We start from the raw sequence: 21,541 nt of genomic DNA, 5'->3' as shown, positions 1-21,541 counted from the left end.
AATTTCCATAGGGTAACTCACTCTCGTTGCCAAAGAAAAAACACCTCCAGGTTACTTCCATATCTTACGACATGGTTGCATTCTCTTGAAGGTGTTTTGATTTGTCTCACGTTATGGGGTCAGTCCCAAATACGGTTCAACAAAAACTATTGGACTTTTTTCAGATTTATGTGGCGCCTATATTAGAAAAATGGGATGAAGCTAGCATTGAGAACCTCCTTGATAAACGTGATGATCCTGTCTTTGCAAAGGAATGGATGCGGGTTTACACTGAACTATCTACCCTCAAGAAAAATGAAAGCCTCTCTTCCTTATATGTATCAACGGATGAAGAGCTACGTAAAAACATCTTTTTGCAGGTGCTCAAGATAAGCTCACAAGATGATTTGGCAGCATATATTTCTTATGATTTTGGTCTGATTTTTGATAGTGTGATGTTTACATATAGCGATGAATGGTTAAACGGATTATGGAATGAGTATCAGGAGAAGAGAATTCCCCACGGGGAATTGCAGCAATCTAAGCGTCAAATCGTTTTGTAAGATGGCTTTGATGTATGGAAAGGAAGAAGTAATCTGTAAGAATCACCTAGGAATGAAGATTTTGTTATAATAAATTTTTAACACACGACGATAGCAGACTCCAGAAAACCAGAAGATTAAGAGAACTAGCTAATTCCCGAACTTGTCAGAAAGAACAGATGACCAGATGATGGCGATTTTGATAATTAGGAATACGATAGCGAGAGCATACCCAAACGTCAGCAAGCAGAGCTTGAAACAGTCAAATGAAGAGGGATTATGCATTCTGCTGATATCTTTTGTTCAGCTACTTGTGCTACTTGATCTAACAGTAGAAGGAAAAAAGAGGGGAAAGGGTACCACTCGATCAGGAGCTAGGGAAACTCGACGCCGATTGAGAAAAAGTGAATAGGATTCTAGAAAAATAACAAATCTATCTTATTTCATTGCCCAAACGATGAGATAAGATAGATTTGTTTTGTGAAATGGATATCGATCTCGGAGATGAGAAACGTGATCGAATTGACTTATTAAAGGGATATGAAGTGTGATCGTATGTAAAAATGCTTCAAAGATCAACTAGCCCATACATCTACATGTTAGTGAGATAATAAAAAGTAACAATTTACTCTTTGATGTGAGGTGCATCAAAGAAACCCCTTCTTTTTTACGTAAAATGCTCCCCTCATCACCCAAAATGGACAAATCTGCTCCCTTTTTACAGGAAAGTGACATTTTTATTTAACTAACAAATTGAAAATTCTAAGAGGAGGATTGTGAAAAAGAATTCTTTTACAAAATATGAATCTATTTATTTTTTTGTAAAAATTATTTATAATATGATTTGTAAATACTTCCTAATACTTACAATACCAATTAGTAATGCGCTTTTTTATTAGCAGAGTTAATTGATTTTGATTGTCCGCGATTTGAACTGAGAAGGCGATTCTTGATTTTTGAGAGATTTTTTATGCAAGTAAATTTCGATTGATCGCTCCACGGAAATATTGAGTAAAGTACCTCGTTAGTCCTATCTGATATAACATCTGACACACCTATTTTAAATTTCACTAAAATGACTTTTTTACATGTATTCTTTCCTAGCATAGACAGTAAACAGAACAGACTGAACCCATTTGATGACTTCAGGTAAGCTTTTGATACCAAAAGCAGTTACAATGTTGGACATAAGCGATAAAACAGTGGTTACTAAGGTCCAGTAGATAAAGCCTGGTATGTCAAGAACGGGGCCTTTATTTAGAGGGTGGATAAGCTGCGCTTTTTACTAGTTCACATGTCATTTTCTTTCATGTAAATAAATGCTATTTATACTTGTTTAAAGATTAGCTTATATTTTTTTACATAATAAAAATTGCATTTATTTATGTTTTGGATTAATATTTTCTGCATACATATTTTTAGTCAGGTTGAAATTTGCAGTTTCAAAAAATTTAGAACAATTTGTTTTAGACAAGATTACCCAGTCTTTCACTATCCATCGTAACGAAGGGAGTTTCAGAATATGTCACAATCTGTTGATTCTCGGACGATTCCAATCGACTTGGAAAAAGAGCTGAAGACGCTGAAAGGGATTGGACAAATAGCTGTGCTGGCGACAGAGGACCCTGTTACAGTGCCAGCCGTTCATCTGAGTCACTTTTTCTCAGACTGGAAATCAGAACAATTATTGACCGGGAGCCAAACTTCTGCATCTACATCGCACCATGACGAGAGGGATGAAACCTTGCCTCTTGCTTACAGCTTTGGGGGAGAGCTACAACTGGCGGTGGATGAGCCGGGTACGCTAGTCGAGGTTCTCTTGCGGGCGACTCGTATCGCCCACGACAAAAAGCTGGTTTTTGTTCAACTAGATGGTAGCGAAGTCACAATGACGTATGCCCAATTATTGCAAGAGGCAGAGTCGATCCTGCGGGGGTTGCGGCAACAAGGACTTCAACCAGGCGATCCAGTGATCTTCCAGCTCGATGATAATAAAAATTTCGTCACTGCGTTTTGGGCCTGTGTACTGGGTGGCTTTTTACCGACACCGATCGCCATTGCACCGACTTATACAGACTGGAATTCTGGAATCAGCCGTATCTATAACGCTTGGAAGCTATTACAAAAGCCATTGGTGCTAGCAGACGAGGCATTGATTGAATCGATTGATCAACTAAAAAACCTTTGGGAGACGGACGAGCTACGCTATGTAGCATTGGAGCCTTTATTACAAAATGAGCCAGATCAGCAGTATTACGAGGCTTCACCAGATTCGCTTGTACTTCATCTTTTGACATCAGGCAGCACTGGAATCCCGAAATGTGTGCAGCATTGCAACGAAAGTATTCTCGCTCGTGCACGCGGCACCGTTGCATGCCATAAATTTACATCGGATGAAATCATTCTGAATTGGATGCCATTGGATCACGTGGGTGGAATCGTGATGTTTCATGTGCTTGGTGTCTATCTGGCAAGTGAACAGATTTTGCCCAAAATCGACAGCTTTATTGCAAATCCACTAAATTGGTTTAACTGGATTAACCACTATCGCGCAACAATGACCTGGGCACCGAATTTCGCATTTGCGCTGGTGAACGATCAAGCCGAAAAAATCAAGCAAAACAACTGGGATCTCTCCTGCATGCAGCATATTCTGAATGGGGGAGAGCCGGTCGTTTCTAAGGTTGTACAGCAATTCCTCAGCCTGCTTCAACCTCATGGACTGCCTGATGATACGATGGCTCCTTCCTTTGGGATGTCTGAGACTTCTTCAGGAATTGTTTTTAATAAGCTTCTCAATCGACTATCTCCGACCAGTGGGTATCAGATTTTGGATAAGGCATCGCTTGGGGGAACGGTTCGTAGTGTTCCTGTAGATCATCCAAACCATGTAATGTTTACCGAAGTAGGCGGGCCGATCCCAGGTGTATCCATTCGTATTGTCGATTCCAACAACAACGTAATTCGAGAAAACCAAATTGGACGCTTGCAGGTTAAAGGTAACAACATCATGGTGGGCTATTACCAAAACCCGGAAGCGAATGCAGAAGTATTCGTCGAGGATGGCTGGTTTATCACAGGCGACCTTGGCTTCCTGCATCAAGGCAGGCTAACAATCACCGGTCGTGAAAAAGACGTAATTATCATCAACGGAAATAATATTCATAATTATGAAATAGAATCGTTCGTGGAAGAGGTAAAAGGCGTAAAGGTCACGTTCTCCGCGGCTGTCTCCATTCCCAAGGTGTCTAGCGGCAGCGATGAACTGGCAATTTTCTTCGTTCCTGAAGAACCTGATCTGGAATCCTGCTTAGGTGTAATCAAAGAAATTCGCCGTCATCTTAACGTCAAGATGGGTCTAAATCCAGCGTTAATCGTTCCAATTACACAGGAGGAGTTCCCGAAAACGAACTCTGGAAAAATCCAGCGTCCCGAGCTTTCCAGACGTTTGGCTAAGGGAGAGTTTGACGAGATTCTCAAGCAAATTGATCTAAAGCTGGAAAATGACAACACGCTTCCGAGCTGGTTCTACAAGCCGGTATGGGTCGAATCTCCAGCGGAAGAGACTTCTTCTGTGAATATGACGAATATCGAGGATGTGCAACTGGCTGGCCATTGTCTACTCATGATTGATTCGATGGATCTGGCGAGCAAGTTTGTTGTAGGAGAAATGGATGAAGGAGAATGTATTAGCGTTACAAACGGAAAAGAATTCTCCAAAATTAGTCGACTTCACTATGTCGCTAATTTCAATAAACCTCATGACCTCGATCAATTATTCGGCGCCCTGAAAGAAGAGCAGCTTGACGTTTCGCATGTGTTCTATTTGCATGGGATGAGTAATAGTGTCGCGGGGAGTCAGCCACAGACGATAGACGAGTTGAAAGCCATACAAGAACACAACTATGCGATCGTCCACCTAGCAAAAGTCATGGCTGATCGCAATTTACAACCATCAACGTTTAGCTTGGTTACACATAATCTCTACCAAACGAATGACATGGAAATGATTTCCTATTCTTTTTCTCCGTTGATTGGTTTTTTCAAAACATTACCGCATGAATTCCCAGAGACAACATTTCTTCATATCGATTTTTCTGATGACGTACATGAGAACTACAGTCTATACATAAAAAAAGAGCTAAACAATCTTCTAGCCCTCGCCAAATTAGCTGAGGAAAAAGATGAAACGGATTATTCCAAAACAGCTATCGTTGCTTATCGTGGAAATAAGCGCTATAGCCCAAGAATAACCCGTGTGGAATTGGAAAATAAAGCGCTTTCGGATAGCCCGCTGACACAAAACGGTTTTTATTTAATTACTGGTGGTCTTGGTGGAGTAGCGAAGCTTTTTACCGAGCATCTATTGCGTCACTGCCAGGCAAAAGTGCTTCTTGTTGGTCGAACAACGCTTCCAGACAATGTAGAGGAAGGCTATACTGACGGATCAACTAGTACAAAAGAAAAAATGAAATGTCTCAAGGAGCTTAAAAGCTTGGCACAAAATGGTGGAGAAGTTCACTATGTTGCATGTAATATCGCTGATCCTGTGCAGCTCGAAGCTATCGTTGCTGAGTGGGAGGAACGTTTTGGCCAAGCTCTGAATGGAGTGATTCATCTGGCGGGTGTCTACCGAGAGACATTGCTCAAGGATGAAACCATGTCCACATTAGATGAAATGTTCGAGGCAAAGGTGTATGGTACGTTTGCGCTTTATCAGCTTATGAAAAATCGGCCTAACAGCATTTATATCACGTCATCCTCAACGACTACATTGTCTTCTGGCTATATGGCGGGTGCCTATGCGGCGGCAAATCAGTTCGTGGAAAGCTTCAGCCAGTATATGCAGGCGAGTGGTGATGTGAAAACATATTGCTTTGCCTGGAGCTTATGGGATGACATCGGGATGGGACGTGACCTGCTGGTGATGAAAAAGATCCTGCAAAGCCGGGGGCATCAAGCGATCCGCTCTGTTAAAGGTCTTTATTCCTGGCTGATAGGCTTGATGGCCAATGATGCCTTCCTTTATGTAGGGATTGACGAATCCAAACCGGACATGTCCAAGCTTCTGGCTGTCGAGCCTAAGAGACAAAAAATCCTTCATCTCTTTTTCCAATTGGATCAAACCATGGATCTGACGAATCAAACATTGAGAGAAAAGACAGAGCAAATTCTTCTGACCAAAAACTCTGGTGAGCCAATCCTAGTGGCGTTGCATGAAACAGATGAATGGTTGTACACCGAGACAGGGGAACCCGATAGTGAAGCAATGCTTGTGGCATTAGCTAAAAAAGCAGGAGACGTCGAACGTATCAAACCTAGGTCTCCCTTAGAAAATGCTCTGTTTGGCATTTGGTCAAGCTTACTTGGAACAGATGATTTTGGAGTCCATGATAACTTTTTTGCTCTAGGTGGACAATCAATTAAGGCGACACAACTGCTAACACAGGTTCGAGAAATGTGTCAGGTGGACCTTCCATTACGTGTATTGTTTGCTAATCCAACGATTGAGGAACTTGCCAAAGAGCTTGAACATCAAATGGGAGCGAGTCCATGTAACACAGAAGAGCAGCGTAAGATCACAAAAGCTGTGTACGGAAACACTCTCCCAATGTCTAACGCACAAAAGCGTCAATGGTACCTATACCAATTAAACCCAGAAAGCCCATACTACAACAACACCGTAAGCCTTCATCTGAAAGGAGAGAAGCTTCACGTTCATCTGCTTTCACAAGCGGTGCAACTAATTGTGGACCGACATGAAATACTACGAACCCGATTTGCTTTACAGGAGGACGAGGCGGTACAGATTATTGATCCAAAACAGGTAATGGAAGTGCCGTTGGTGGATTTGACTCATCTACCCCTCAGTGAACGTGAGCAGGCAGTACAAGCACACATCCGTCAAGAAGCGACTACACCATTTCATTTAGAAAAGGATCAACTTATTCGTGCGGTGTTGATCCGGGCCGGAGACGATGATCATGTCATGGTGGTCTCGATTCATCATATTGTCTCCGATGGTTGGTCTGTCGGGGTATTCATTGAGGAATTAGCTAATGCCTATGACCAAATGAGAGCTGGAAAGCGCGTAGAATTGCCAGAATTGCCGATTCAATATGCAGATTATACACTTTGGCAGCAAAACCTGCTCTCAGATGAACTGATCGTCCATCAATTAACCTATTGGAAAAATAAGCTTGCGGATGCAACTGAATTACAACTGCCAACTGATTATCCGCGTCCCGTTCATTCAAAACGTGTGGGTAAAACTATTGAACGAAATTTCAGTTCACATCTACGAAAAAAACTGGAGAAGTTAAGTCAACAAGAGGGCGCAACACTGTACATGACCCTGTTATCCTCCTTTTTAACCCTGCTGTCCCGTTATTCTGGCCAGCGTGATGTTATTGTCTCATCCGTTACAGCTAACCGGAATCAAGTCGAGATCGAGCGTTTGATAGGATTTTTCGTGAATACATTGGCTATTCGTGCAGATATCGATATGACCGAAAGCTTTGCTGATCTTTTACAAAAAGTAAAAGCAGCTACACTGGAAGCGTTCGATAATCAGGACGTTCCGTTTGAGATGGTAGTAGACGAGCTTTCTCTTGAACGTAGGCCACATCTTCATCCTCTTTCTCAAGTGTTGTTTATTGTTCAAAATGCCAAAATGCGTGCGATTGACCTGGCAGATGCTACGATGACGATGCATATCGAGAACAGCGAAACGTCTAAGTTTGATATTACCGTTCAGGTCTTTGAAGCAGGAGAAGACTTACAGGTTATGCTTGAATATGATACGGAGCTGTACCGCGATGATACGATGGAACGAATGCTGTCCCACTTTGAACGGCTTCTTACGGCAATAAGTGAAGATGTAGCTCAGCCTCTTTCTCAGGTAACGTTCCTCTCTGACGCAGACATCCATCTGCTCTCGTCATTTAATCAAACAGAGATGGATTATCCACGAGACCTGACGTTGCATCAACAATTTGAACAGCAGGTAGATCGTAGCCCAGATGCTGTAGCGGTTGTCGAAGGGGATGGAGTTCAGACGATCACCTATAAGGAACTGAACAGACATGCAAACCAACTTGCCGTTCACTTAAGAACAAGAGGGGTCAAAGCAAATCAGGTTGTAGGGCTTATGGCTGATCGTTCCATTAAGATGTTAACCGGTTTACTTGCTATTCTCAAGGCGGGAGGGGCTTTCCTGCCAATTGATCCGGCGCTACCGAAAGAGCGAATCAGCTACATGCTAGAAAACAGTGGTAGTACCCTGTTACTAACAGATCGTGATATGGCAGATCTACCCTTCAATGGCGACGTGATCAAGCTAGATAACACCATATACCAGCATAACAATGCAGATAATCTAGATTGTATCAACACTTCGTCCGATTTGTTGTATGCCATATATACGTCTGGTACAACGGGTCATCCAAAAGGAATTATGCTTACACATCGCAATTTATCTAATATTGTTCATTTTGAATATAACCGGACCACGCTTGATTTTAGACGAGTTTTGCAGTTTACCACTATGAGCTTTGACGTGTGCTATCAGGAAATTTTCTCAACGCTGTTGGCGGGTGGGGAGCTTTATATCATCGGAAATGATGACAAGCGCGATATCCTAAAGCTTTTAGCATTTATTGAAGAATACAGGTTGGAGACAGCATTTCTGCCGACCTCATTGTTTAAATTCATCATTAATGAATCGTATTATGTGGAAAAATTACCGAAAACGTTGAAGCATTTGGTCGTTGCAGGTGAGCAGCTAGTCCTGCCAGAATCGTTCATCGCCTATCTGCATCAGCATGATATCCAGTTGCACAACCATTATGGACCGTCAGAAACGCACGTTATTACCAGCCTAACGATGAAGGCAAAAGAGTCGATCATGGGGATTCCACCGATTGGACGCCCACTAGCCAATACACGAATTTTCATTGTTAGTGAAGAAATGCAGCTTCAACCTGTTGGTGTACCGGGGGAACTTTGTGTCTCAGGTGACACGGTTGGACTAGGATATCTTAACCGAAAAGAATTAACTGCTGAAAAATTTGTGATAAATCCGTTTGCGCCAGATGAGATTATGTATCGCACGGGTGACATAGCCCGATGGTTACCAGACGGCACGATTGAATACTTAGGGCGTATTGACCATCAAATAAAAATCCGGGGCTATCGAATTGAGCCGGGAGAGATCGAAATTCAATTGTTGAACCATCCGATGATTAGCAAAGCATTTGTCATGGTGTATCAAAATGGGACGAATGCCAGTCTGTGTGGGTACTATGTGGCGGAGGAAGCCTTGTCACCAGAGGCTGTCCATAGCTATTTAGCTGAATCATTACCTGACTATATGGTGCCAGCTTACCTGACTCCACTGAATGAATTGCCACTCAATCACAATGGCAAAATTGACCGTCGCGCTCTGCCGATTCCCGACTCGTCTATGACAATGGATGAGTATGTGGACCCGAGTACTGAAACAGAGGAAACATTGGCCGAGATTTGGTCGGAGGTTTTGGGAGTCGAGAATGTGGGTGTAACCAGCAATTTCTTCAAAATAGGAGGTCATTCTCTAAAAGCAACAATGCTGGTAGCGCGGATTCATAAGCATTTTGGTATCGAATTCCCGCTCAAAGAGGTTTTTCACAAACCGACGATTCAACAGATGGCAGGCTATATCGAGCAAGCGGCTGTTCGATCCTTTACTACGATAGAGTCTGCGCCAGCCATGACTCACTATCCTGTTACCTCCGCACAAAAACGGCTCTATGTTATTAGTCAGTTTGATGGTGTGAAGACAGGGTATAACATGCCAGTCATCGCAGAATTACGCGGCAACCTGGATAAAGAACGCTTACGACAAGCTCTCGAAGCTGTTGTTCTTCGCCATGACACGCTCCGTACCAGCTATGAAATGATGGATGGCGTACTCGTGCAACGGATTCATGAGAGCGCTTATGTATCTTTGGAGATTGTACAGATTCAGACCACCGAAGCCGTATCTTCTGCTGATAGGAAGATACACGACTCGATTAGTAATGCAATACGACCGTTTCACTTGCGTATAGCTCCACAACTTCGGGCCACCCTGATTGAACTAGCTCCAGAGCACGCTATCCTCGTGGTCGATATGCACCACATCGCCGCAGACGGGGTGTCGTTGAATATTTTTATGAACGATCTTGGGGCGTACTACCAAGGTAAGTCACTGCCGCCGCTTCACATACAATACAAGGATTATGCAGTTTGGAAGCAATCTTACCTTGGCAGTGAAGAGAATCAACAGCATGAGGCGTATTGGCTTGACATATTTACGAACGAGCCACCTATGCTAGAGCTACCAACTGATTTCCAGCGCCCATCTGTCCAAAGTTTCGAGGGAGATCGTATTTGGATCGATCAGGACGAAGACTGGACCGCAAAACTGAAAGCTTTGGCTACAAGTCTTGATACTACGCTTTATATGCTATTGCTTGCTGCGTACAATGTCTTTTTGGCTAAATGGACGAATCAGGAAGATATTATCGTAGGATCACCGATTGCGGGTCGCCCACATGCCGATGTAGAGCCGATAATGGGTATGTTTGTCAACACGCTCGCGCTGCGTAATTATCCTGAAGCCAATAAGTCATTCATTCAGTTCGTTGCAGAAGTAAAGGAACACGTGCTTCAAGCCCACGAACACCAAGATTATCCACTCGAAGAATTGATCGAAAAGCTGGGCATACGCCGCGACTTAAGCCGTAATCCGTTATTTGACACGATGTTTACCTTGCAAAATGTGGATATTGATTACAACGTGATGCAAGATGTCCAAGTCAGAGCATATGATTACCAATACCCGATTTCCAAGTTTGATTTGACCTTATTGTGCGTGGAGAAAGACGGCCGACTCCGTTTTGAGTGGGAATACAGCACAAAGCTGTTTACTCGCGAGACGATTGTGCGGATGTCTAAACATCTGATCCATCTGTTGGAGCAAATCATAGAACAGCCCCAGCTCTCTATTGTCGACATCGAGCTAATAACAGAAGCAGAAAAAACACAACTATTGCATGATTTTAACCGTACGGAATGGGGGCATCCGGTTGAACAGACGATTCATGCTTTGATTGAAAAGCAAGCGCTCCTAGCACCTGATCAGACCGCAGTTGTATTTCGCTCAGAGGCATTGACCTATCAGCAACTCAATGAGAAAGCGAATCAACTTGCCCATACCCTGCGTGAAAAGGGAGCAGGTCCTGAGCAGGTCATCGCCATCATGGCGGATCGTTCCTTAGAGATGTTCATCGGTTTACTTGCCATACTAAAGGCAGGAGCTGCATTCGTGCCAATTGATCCAGAATACCCTGCTGAACGCATCCAATATATGCTTGACGATAGCCAGGCGAAGCTGTTACTCCATCACACGAATCAAGACGTAAAGCTCGATGCTTACACAAGGGAGGTTATTCGAATCTCTGATCAGGCTTCCTATCAGAGAGACGTAGCCAACCTTCCAGAGATGACGCAGCCATCTAATTTGGCATATATCATCTACACATCGGGTTCAACAGGGAAGCCCAAAGGTGTTATGATCGAGCACCGTTCCCTTGTTAATCTGTGCTTCTGGCATCGGAGTGAGTATGGTATCACTGCCGATGATGCTACGACTAAATACGCTGGATTCGGCTTCGATGCCTCGGTTTGGGAGATATTCCCGTACCTGATTAGTGGGGCCACTATCCATGTAATCGGAGACGAACTTCGGTACGATATTCACAAACTTAATGAGTACTATGAACAAAATCGTATCACGATCAGCTTTTTGCCAACCCAACTATGTGAGACCTTCATGAGTCTTTGTAACCGATCGCTTCGTTATCTGCTTACGGGTGGCGATAAGCTTAGAACCTATGAACCGCAAAGCTATCAGCTGGTAAACAACTATGGGCCAACTGAAAATACGGTCGTTGCCACCAATTGCTTCATCACAAAGGCAGGTAGTAGCATTCCAATTGGTAAGCCGATCCACAACGTCAAGGCATATGTGCTTAATTCTTACAATCAGCTTCAGCCAGTCGGTGTGCCAGGCGAGTTATGTGTATCAGGGACTAATTTAGCACGCGGTTACTGGAATAAGCAGGAGCTGACCGATGAAAAGTTCGTTGCCAATTCGTTTGCTACGGGCGAGCGTATGTATCGCACAGGCGATCTAGTGCGTTGGCTTCCAGACGGTAATCTGGAATATGTAGGCCGAATGGATGCCCAAGTAAAAATCCGTGGACACCGAATTGAACTGGGCGAGATTGAAACAACACTCATGCAGCATCCATTTGTCAAGGAGGTTGCTGTCGTCGCTTGGCAAGATAGTAACAGTAACATGCTAGCGGCATACTTTACGGTTGATTCGGTGGTAACTACGAATGAATTGCGCAAATGGCTTGCTCAATCACTCCCGGATTACATGGTGCCAGCCTATTTTATTGAGGTAGAGCGGCTACCACTGACCGCTAACGGCAAGGTAGATCGAAAGGCATTGCCTCCAGTTGACAAATCCGCTGAGGCCGCTATCTCCTATAAAGCACCGCAAAACGAGACAGATGCTATACTCGCCACGATCTGGCAAGAAGTATTAGGAGAAGAACGAATCGGTATTCAAAGTAACTTCTATGATCTGGGAGGAGACTCGATCAAGGCTATCCAAGTAATTGCCCTGTTGAACAAGCATCAATTGAAAGTAGAGATTAAAGACATCTTCATGAATCCAACCATTGAGGAACTCAGCATGTATGTCAAACCGCTAGAAGCCAAGGCTGATCAGGGCATGGTTACAGGGGCGGTGGAATTGACACCAATTCAACGATGGTTCTTCGCTCAGAAATTCACTGATTCTCATCATTGGAACCAAGCAATGATGGTCTATCGTCGTGAAGGCTTTGACGAACAAGCCCTTTGTCGTGTCTTGCACGAACTGGTGTTACACCATGATGCTCTGCGTATGTCCTATGAAATATCCGAGCTTGATATCAATCAAGTAAACCGTGGGGAAGAAGGGTGTTTGTATGGCTTTGAGGTGATTGACCTGAGCCATCTGAGTGCTGAGAAAGAGCTTGATTTAGCCATCCAAACAGAGGCTTCCCGCATTCAACAAAGTCTCGACCTGACTTGTGGGCCGCTTATCCATGCCGGCTTATTCCATACGGCGGAAGGTGACTATCTATTGCTGGCGATCCATCATTTAGTAGTAGATGGTGTCTCGTGGCGCATCCTGCTTGAAGATTTGGCCCGTGGCTACGAACAGGCTATAGGTGATCAGTTGATTCACTTTGCTGAAAAAACACACTCCTACCAAGACTGGGCAGAGGCACTTACCAGATACGCCAGCACCCGTATGGGACAAAGAGAAATGAGCTACTGGCAATCTGTGCTACAAACTACAACCGAACCAATACCAAAGGATGCAACATCGTCATGCAACAGTTGGGCTGAAACAACGGAAGAAACGATCTGGCTGAGTACAAAAGAAACGGAAGATTTGTTAAAACATGCTCATCACACTTATAACACCGAGATTAACGATATTCTGCTGACTGCACTAGGATTAACACTAAGCGAATGGAGTGGACAGACGCAGATCCGCGTTGATTTAGAAGGTCATGGCCGTGAAGAGATTATAGCGGATATCAGCGTCGCACGAACAGTTGGCTGGTTTACTTCTATCTATCCTGTGGTACTGAAGATGAATTCACTGCAAGACTTAGGTGAACAAATCAAACAGATGAAAGAATCTCTTCGCCAAATTCCCAACAAAGGCGTTGGCTACGGCATCCTGAATTACCTCGGCGAAACACCGCTTACCGGCAAACAGGCAGAAGTTAGCTTTAACTATCTTGGTCAATTTGACAACAGTCAACAGGTGGGATTATTCCAAGCATCTGACAAGTCTGTCGGTGAAATGTTCAGTCCAAGAGCCGAGCGAACCTATTTGCTTGATTTCCTTGGCATGGTAACAGACGGTAGATTAAAGCTTTCTGTCCTATATAACACCCAGATCCATCAAGCAAAAACGATCGCAAGCCTGTTGGAGCGGTTCAAAGAGAACTTGCTGCGTTGTATTTTGCACTGTGTAAGTAAGCAAACCAATGAGTTAACCCCAAGCGATTTTACCTCAAGCGGTTTGAGCTTTGATGACCTAGAAGCAGCGCTGGATCTTTTTAACAGATGAAGTAATTCGATCATCCCCGAAAACCAGCAAAATTACTCTGGCGCACACAGATACGGTCTTGTGGCTGTGTGCGCTGGAGACACTTTTTCTACCAATGGAAGAACCTACTAAATATTGGAATGAGGGGTGTATGTATAAGCATGTTTGACAAGCAAAATGTAGAAGATATTTACTTTTTATCTCCCATGCAAGCAGGGATGCTGTTTCATTCCTTAAAAGACACGGAGCAACATACATACTTTGAACAGCTCGATTTTCCCATACAAGGCGGATTAAGTGTCGAGCTTGTGGAACAGGCAGCCAATCACTTGATTAGTCGTTATAGCATTCTGCGCACTGCTTTTCTTTATAAAAATGTAAGCAAGCCATTACAAGTGGTACTCAAACAACGTCCGATCAAGGTGGATTATCGCGATATACGCCATCTGAATGAACAACAGCAGCATACCTACCTGACTGATCTGAAAAATGCGGATAAAGCGAAGGGTTTTTCCATGTCAGGCGATCCATTGACTCGATACACCGTCGTACAGAGAGGGGACGAAAGCTGGAATCTGATCTGGAGCTACCATCATATTTTAATGGATGGTTGGTGTTTCGGGATTGTGATGGATGATTTTTTCAGATTGTATGAACAGGCTCGCACGAATAAGCAGCTTCCAATGGATAGAGTCGTACCCTACAGCCGCTACATCAAATGGTTGGAGCAACAGGATCAAGAAGAGGCCCTTGATTATTGGAAAGCCTGCTTGCAAAACTACGACCAGCAGACCACTTTACCATCACCTTATCCGAATGGTGTCAAAATCGAATCTGGTTACCGTCAAGAGGAACTTTTCTTCAAGTTTGATGAAGCAGCTACTTCAGAGCTTTCCAAACTAGCGAAGAAATATCAGGTGACAATCAACCATCTGTTTCAAGCAGTCTGGGGCATTTTGTTGCAACGCTACAATAACAATGACGACGTAGTATTCGGTGCGGTAGTAAACGGTCGTCCGTCAGAGATTGAGGGTATTGATAAAATTGTAGGAGTCTGCATCAATACGATCCCAGTCCGTGTCAATGGTGGGAGTGGGATTACATTTGAACAACTCGTGCAGGAGATTAAAAAGCAAGCTCTCTCCTCAGAAAAGTACGCCTATGTGTCTCTCGCTGATATCCAAGCGGCCTCTGACGGTGGGCAGCAAGAAATGTTTGACAATATCATTGTTTTTCAGAATTACCCGCTTAAATCAGAATTAGGACAATACGGCAGTGGTCGCGACTTAGGCTTTACACTTGGAAAGCTAGAGGCGTTTGAACAAACCAACTACGGGATCAACGTGATTGTCGTTCCTGGTAAACAATTGACACTTACATTCAATTACAACGCCAATAAATATACGAAGGAGTTTATCCACAGGCTCGGACGGCATCTTCAAGTGATTATTCAACAGATCACACACGACCCAGAGATTGCTGCTCAAAAGATCAATATCGTTACGGAAGACGATGTAAACACGCTGGCAAGATGTAACGATACTACAGCCGATTATCCACTAGACAAAACGATTCATCAATTGTTCGAGGAACAGGCGGCTCAGACACCTGATCAAGTGGCTGTGGTTCATGATGGGGAGTCGATTACGTATGCGGAGCTAAACCGTAGAGCAAATCAACTGGCACATCGCTTGCGTGATCGCGGGATACAACCATCCGAGATCATTGGAATTCTGGCGGAACGTTCGATTCCAATGGTGATTGGATTGCTTGCTATTGTAAAAGCAGGGGGAGCCTATCTACCAATCGATCCTGAATATCCAGCGGAACGGATTACGTATATGTTGAAGGACAGTGGAGCGCGCCTGCTATTAACTGACAAAAAGTCAGAAGTTGCTCAGTTCTTTAGCGGTGAGGTGCTACAGCTCTCCGAAATACCGGATTTAAACAATCGTAATAACCAAAATCCAGAGCGAATCAATACCTCACAGGATATTTTGTATGCCATTTATACTTCAGGGACAACGGGAAAGCCAAAATGTACTCTGGTTAAGCATCGCAATCTTGTAAACCTGATCAGCTTTGAATACGCGAACACCTCACTTACATTCGATCGAGTGATGCAATTTACAACGATTAGTTTCGATGTTTGTGCGCAGGAGATTTTTTCAACTTTGCTCAAAGGTGGAGAGCTACACATCATCGCTAGTGATGAAAAACGAGATGTGCTTCGTCTGCTTCAGTTTGTGAAGAAACATCAGATTGAAACAGCTTTTTTACCGACTGCACTAGTTAAATTTATCATCGCAGAGCCGCTTTATGTGGAGAAATTGCCTGTGAATCTCAAGCATATCGTTACAGCAGGTGAGCCATTGGTTATTCCAGCTTCGTTCATCGATTATCTTCAAAAGCATGAGCTTCAACTACACAATCACTACGGTCCGTCTGAAACGCATGTCGTCACCACACTGACCATGAAAGCAGGAGACAGCCTTTTAGAGCTTGTACCAATTGGTCGTCCGATCGCCAATAACCAAATCCACATCTTGAATCGCTTCAATCAATTGCAACCAGTGGGGATTAGTGGAGAAATCTATATCGCTGGCGAGAATGTGGGAGCAGGATATCTAAACCAGCCAGAGCTAACGACAGAGAAGTTCGTCGATGACCCATTCCGTCCTGGTTATAAAATGTATCGCACTGGTGACGTGGGGAGATATCTAGCAGATGGCATGATTGAGTTTCAGGGACGGATTGACCATCAGTTAAAAATACGTGGCTACCGAATCGAACTAGGTGAGATTGAGGCGCAATTACTTAACCATCGTGCGGTACAAAAAGGATTCGTCACTGTTTACGAACAGGGGGGGACCCCAGGTTTGTGTGCATACTATGTTCCAGCCGAGCCAATTACGCAGGAGGAGCTTCGCAGTGATTTGGGAGTAATCCTTCCAGATTATATGATTCCTTCGGCGTTTATTGAACTAGAAGATATGCCACTCACACCCAACAATAAGATTGATCGTCGCGCTTTGCCTAAGCCAGACATGCAATCGGGGCGTATCTATGTAGCTCCTTCTAATCCTACAGAAGAGACTTTGACAATGATTTGGTCGGAAATTCTGGGGGTATTGCGGCTAGGGGTGACCGATAATTTCTTTGACTTGGGCGGTCATTCGCTTAAGGCGACCATGCTGGTATCACGTATTTATAAGCAGTTCAATGTCGATGTGCCGCTCAAGGTAATTTTCCAGCGTCCTACCGTACGTGAACTGGCTGCTTATGTTACCCAAAAGGAGATGGGGAACTACGTATCGATTCAGCTAGCAGCGCCGACTGAGGATAATGAGTATACAGCCACACCTGCCCAAAAACGGATATTTGTCATCAGTCAGTTCGAGGGTGTGGAGACCAGCTATAACATGCCGATGATGATTGATATCGAGGGAGAGATAGACCTTAATCGTCTGCGTGATGCATTGGATGAGATGACTCGCCGACATGGGGCATTGCGTACCTCTTTTGCTATGAAAAAGGATCATCTGGTACAACGCATCCAGCCAAACGCAGAAATTCCGCTGATCGTGAAGGAAGCGATGGAAGAAAATGTGGATGATGTGATCACATCGTTGATCCAGCCATTTGATCTAGGACTTGCACCATTGGCACGGGCTGCACTCGTACGATTACATGCGAGACGCTCAGTTCTCCTGATCGACCTGCATCACATAATTGCAGATGGTGTTTCTATTCATTTATTTTTCCAAGAATTAGGGAAGCTGTATAGTGGTCAAGACCTGCCAATGCCCTACCTTCAATATAAGGATTATGCTGTTTGGCAACAAGAACGGCTGAACGATCGTGAAGCCGATGAGCAGGCATCTTTCTGGCAAGAACAATGTAAAGGTGAATTACCAGTGCTCCAAATGCCGACTGACTACCCGCGACCGGCTATGCAAAGCTTTGAAGGTGACCGAATTGGTTTTGAAATAGATACCGATTTGACAAACAAACTTAAAGAGCTGTCGGCACAAAATGGTTCTACGCTGTTCATGACCCTTTTGGCTGCCTACAACGTATTACTTGCCAAATATACGGGTCAGCAGGATATGATCGTCGGTTCAGCCATCGCCGGTCGACAACATGCCGATCTGGAGTCGATTATCGGGATGTTTGTCAATACGATTCCACTTCGGAATAAGCCAAACGCAGATAAAACGTTTCGGATGTTTCTACATGAGGTCAAGGAGAATCTGCTGAAAGCCTACGAGCATCAGGATTATCCGCTCGAATTATTGCTAGAACAACTTGGATTACGCCGTGATTTAAGTCGCAATCCGTTGTTTGACACCATGTTTACCTTGCAAAATATCGAGCTGGGATTCGAGGGGTTCACGGGATTACAAACCAAACCATATACATATAACTATCAAGTCGCCAAGTTCGATCTTACTCTGCAAGGGCGAGAGATGAACGATAAGCTGGTATTTGATTGGGAATATGCCACTAAGCTTTTCAAGCGTGAGACCCTACAGAGGATGGCAAAGCATTATGTCCACATCCTCGCCCAAGTGGTAGAAAAGATTGATCTATCAATTGAACAGATTGAGTTAGTGACAGATGCGGAAAAAGAGCAACTACTCGATGGATTTAATCGGACAAGTCGTGATCATGAGCTGAACCAAACAATCCATGCATTAATTGAAGCGCAAGTGCATAAACACCCAGAGCAAACTGCGGTGGTATATCAGGATCAACGCCTCAGCTACAGCGAATTGAATCGTCGAGCTAACAATCTAGCTGCTTTCCTTCAGAAAAATGGAGTGGGGGCAGAAAGCATCGTAGCAATCATGGCTGATCCGTCTTTAGAAATGATTGTTGGTGTCCTCGCTATCCTTAAAGCGGGAGGAGCCTTCTTGCCTATTGACCCGACGTATCCGAGCGATCGTGTGCAGTATATGTTATCTGACAGTGGCACGAAATGGATGCTGACTAACTGTGGTACGAATCTGGAGGCCTTTGACTTTACTGGAGATATACTTGACCTGACTGATGTAGAGCTATATCAAGAAGGGCAAGCATTGCAGCCTACAGAAACCAACGAAAATCATCTGGCCTATGTCATCTATACGTCTGGTTCTACGGGACAACCAAAAGGGGTTATGGTGGAGCATCGTTCCCTCGTTAATCTGACTTTATGGCACCAATGTGAATATCAGCTTTCAGCAAACGATATCACTACCAAATATGCAGGCTTTGGCTTTGATGCATCTGTATGGGAAATTTTCCCTACTTTAGTTGCGGGAGCATCGTTGCACGTAATAAGCCCTGATATCCGTCTCAGTATTGATCATCTGAACGAATATTTCGAAAAAAACTGCATAACAGTAAGCTTTTTGCCAACACAGATATGCGAAGCGTTCATGAATTTGCCTGAATCAAACCAATCACTTCGTCTGTTGCTGACTGGTGGAGATAAGCTCAAATCGTATACCCCTCAGCGTTATCAGTTGGTCAACAATTATGGCCCGACAGAAAATACAGTTGTTACAACTCGATATCGTATCGAATCAGAGATGCCACACATACCAATCGGTCAGCCGATTCACAATGTCCGAGTCTATGTACTAAACCAAGCATCGCAGCTACAGCCAATCGGTGTGCCAGGGGAGTTATGCGTGGCAGGTGACAGTTTGGCGCGTGGCTACTTGAACCGTCCCGACCTGACTGCTGAGAAATTCGTTGATGATCCGTTTGTGCCTGGCGGACGTATGTATCGCACCGGGGATTTGGTCTCATGGGGCGAAGACGGTAATCTGATCTATCTGGGCCGTATAGATCAACAGGTAAAAGTAAGAGGTTATCGCGTGGAATTGGGTGAGATTGAGGCCCAACTCTTAACGTATCCAGAAATTACTGCCTCAGCGGTTACTATACACAACGACATGATTTGTGCTTACTATATCGCATCTAAGTCGATTGGCACGGACGAACTACGCCAACATCTGGCTCGCATTTTGCCAGATTATATGATTCCCAGCCACTTTGCCGCCGTGGAAAAATTCCCATTAACTGCTAATGGCAAGGTTGATTACAAGGCTTTACCGAAGCCGGATGCTACAATGCTTGCTCAAACCGAATATATTGCGGCTACCACCAGCATCGAAGAAACACTGGCAAACATCTGGGCCGATGTACTAAGCGTTGAACGTGTCGGGGTGAAGGATAACTTCTTTGACCTTGGTGGTGACTCGATCAAGGCAATTCAGATTGTGGCTCGTCTGAACAGTCAAAACCTTAAACTGACAATCCGAGATTTGTTTCAAAATCCGACAATTGAGCAGTTGACACCCTATATCAGTGCTACCAGCATCGTAATTGAGCAAGGAGCAGTTGAGGGTGAAGTCAGATTGACGCCAATTCAAAGGTGGTTCTTTACTCAAAATCTCACTGATGCACATCATTGGAATCAGGCGATGATGTTAACTCATCCAGCGGGTATAGACGAAGTAGCTCTGTGCCAAGCCCTGCAAAAACTGGTGGAACATCATGATGCATTGCGGATGGTGTATATAACCAAGGAAGATGCTATCGCTGAGGTTTGTCAGATAAATCGAAGCAACACAGGAGAGCTGTTTACTCTAGAAGTACTTGATTTGTTTGATGAATCAGACGTGAGGGTCCGCCTTGAGCGCGAGGGAACGCGTATTCAATCTGGCATTAATTTGCAGGAGGGGCCACTCGTCCAAGCAGGTCTTTTCCGTACGAAACAAGTTGACTATTTGTTGATCGCGATTCATCACCTTGTGGTTGATGGTGTATCCTGGCGCATTATCCTTGAGGATTTGGAAAATGCCTATCAACAAGTCCTTTCCAAGCAACCCATCAACCTACCGCAGAAGACGCATTCCTATCAACATTGGGCAAACGAGTTGGCGGATTATGCTTCAGGAAAAACAGTGCATAAGGAACTAGATTATTGGGTTCAGCTAGAAAAGAGCAAGGTGGCAAGTATTCCGGCAGATTACTTAGCTGGTGGAAATACATGGGGCGACATGCAGGTGATCACATCAGCACTATCCAAAGATGCGACAAAGAACCTGCTCACGAGCGTTCATCATGCATATCAGACCGAAATGAATGATCTGCTCTTGACCGCATTGGGATTGTCCTTGCATGAGTGGACAGGTGAGAATTGCTTTGCCGTCGAGCTTGAAGGTCATGGTCGCGAGGATATCATCCATACAGTCGACATTAGCCGTACCGTCGGATGGTTTACCAGTATGTATCCGTTTGTGCTAGATATGTCCAATATTTCAGATCTATCCTATCAAATTAAGATGATCAAAGAATCCATTCGTCAAATTCCGAATAAGGGGATCGGATACGGGATTTTACGGTACATGAACAATTCGCTGGAAAGAGAGGATCTACCTATGATCAAGCCTGAAATCAGCTTCAACTATCTGGGGCAATTCGGCCATGGAAAATCCTCAACTGGTTTCCAACGAGCTGAGATGCCGACGGGCTCCTTATTTAGCCCGTCAAGTAACCGTAGCAATTTGATCGACATTACGGGCAGTGTTGCAGACGACCAATTGACCCTGCACTGGATGTATAGCTCCCAGCAATACAATTCAGCAACGATTGAACGTCTTGCTGAGATGTACCGTTCCCAATTGATTCGCTGCATCGACCACTGTCTTACGAAAGAAGGTACCGATCTGACCCCAAGTGATGTAGGCTACAACAAGCTTTCTATCGACAAGCTTACTAAAATATCAGGGAAACTCAAATCTATCAAAATCTAAGG

The 21,541-nt window shown here is 44.2% G+C and carries 3 protein-coding genes; all 3 read left to right on the top strand.

Annotated elements, in window-relative coordinates; genetic code table 11:
- Positions 1-101 precede the first annotated feature (101 nt).
- Positions 102-542, top strand: coding sequence for a hypothetical protein (locus O0550_RS11700; protein WP_258426383.1), 441 nt, complete (start codon positions 102-104; stop codon positions 540-542).
- 1,501 nt (positions 543-2,043) lie between these two features.
- A complete protein-coding gene (locus O0550_RS11695) occupies positions 2,044-13,749 on the top strand; it encodes a non-ribosomal peptide synthetase (protein ID WP_258426382.1) in 11,706 nt (3,901 codons plus the stop codon).
- A gap of 140 nt (positions 13,750-13,889) precedes the next feature.
- The gene (locus tag O0550_RS11690) at positions 13,890-21,539 is read left to right on the top strand and encodes a non-ribosomal peptide synthetase (protein WP_258426381.1); all 7,650 of its coding nucleotides are present in this window, start codon (positions 13,890-13,892) and stop codon (positions 21,537-21,539) included.
- The last annotated feature ends 2 nt before the right edge of the window (positions 21,540-21,541 follow it).

Source organism: Brevibacillus halotolerans (assembly GCF_026891775.1).
GTDB classification, from domain to species: Bacteria; Bacillota; Bacilli; order Brevibacillales; family Brevibacillaceae; genus Brevibacillus_B; species Brevibacillus_B halotolerans.
This window is presented reverse-complemented; position numbering and strand designations above follow the sequence as displayed.